Here is a 1,467-nt window from a genome sequence, read left to right as displayed (position 1 = left end):
GGTAGTCAGCCGTCTTGCGACGGTAGACCAGACGGAAGTCTGCCCGCTTTCGCGTGGAGTAATGTCTCAACTCCTATCCGGACCATTACAGCCCGACGTTCGCTTTTTCCGTCCTCCCATACCCGCATAATCAACAGCGTTCCTTGCGGTCCGCCTGCCAGTCAAACCGCACTGGCAACCATACGGGCTTACCACGTTCCCGGCATGTCACACGACTGACGTAGGTTCTGCCTCTTCACCGGCGGTCATATATAACGACGCATTCCGAGCCTTGAGCGGAATGACCAACCGCACACCTTTTGGTTAATGCCTAGCAGCAGCTTGGGCACCTCAATACTCACGGTGTTTAACAGCAGTTCACATAAGTTAACCGTATCAGCCAGCCTAGCTCCTCAACCCCTTCGCTGCTAGGAGTCTCCAGATGAACATCTCACGACGTGCATCTGCCCGAACCTCCGGGGGCTACATTGTCGGAAGAGCTTCACACCCCACCGTTACCAGTGACGCATGTCTTCCTAGGCTACTGCTAGTCGTATAGCAGGTTCACTGTCCGCTTCTAAACCGCAGAAGCTGGGCGAACAATGACACACCGAGCTTTCGCTCGAAACGCAGCAGACCCAGCGTTGATAACGCGGGGAATTGCAAACGACATTCCGCCCTGTCGGCGGAGATGAAGCCGCTGATAGGGCGGGACCTGACGGTAATCAGGACAATGCAATGCGATTCGCGGTGATAAACGACATACCGAGAATCGCCTATGGCGAAACCCAATACACCCACCGGGCTTCGCTTGCTACAAAAGTGCCAACCCAAGGGGTCAGCCTATGGACAGTTTTCACCGTCGAATCGATGCGACGTGTCGCACCAAGGCGCGTATTGTAGCGCAACTTCGCCGGCTGTTTAAGCCTTCGGAAGCGCGTCATCCTTCCAGCGATTTCGTCGCCCGCAAAGCAGGAAACAGGCGCATCCAGAGCAGGGCCACAACGATCGTCCCGGCTCCGCCGATCAACACCGCGGGCACCGCGCCGAACAAGCCCGCAGTCATGCCCGATTCAAACTCGCCAAGCTGATTCGATGTCCCGATAAACAACGAATTGATGGCGTTGACGCGGCCACGCATATCGTCGGGCGTTTGCAACTGGACGAGCGAATTGCGCACGACCACGCTGATCACATCAGACGCACCCAGTGCGCCGAGCGCGAGCATCGAAACGATGATGTTGCGCGATAAACCGAACACGATCGTTGCAATGCCAAACGCAATTACGCCTCCGAACATTGCGGTTCCCGCGCGTTGCCGCAATGGGAAGTGCGCCAGATAAATCGATCCCGCCAAGGCACCCTGATCGGCGTGGTTCTCATTGGCTTCATGTTGTGGCGCACATTTCACCCGGCGAAGCCGACGGATGATAGTGCAGGCAAGCCCCAGATGATGACAAACGCCCTGCCCAAGTACGACTTCAATGA

1 pseudogene is annotated in these 1,467 nt (G+C 56.5%); it reads right to left on the bottom strand.

The window, feature by feature from the left end:
* Window positions 1-919: 919 nt before the first annotated feature.
* Window positions 920-1,342, bottom strand: a pseudogene (locus ACRXB1_RS35940) (MFS transporter); the annotation flags it as partial.
* Window positions 1,343-1,467 lie beyond the last annotated feature (125 nt).

The organism is Caballeronia sp. M23-90 (assembly GCF_053574605.1).
Note: the sequence above shows the minus strand (reverse complement) of the source record. Positions and strands in the feature narration are given on the sequence as shown.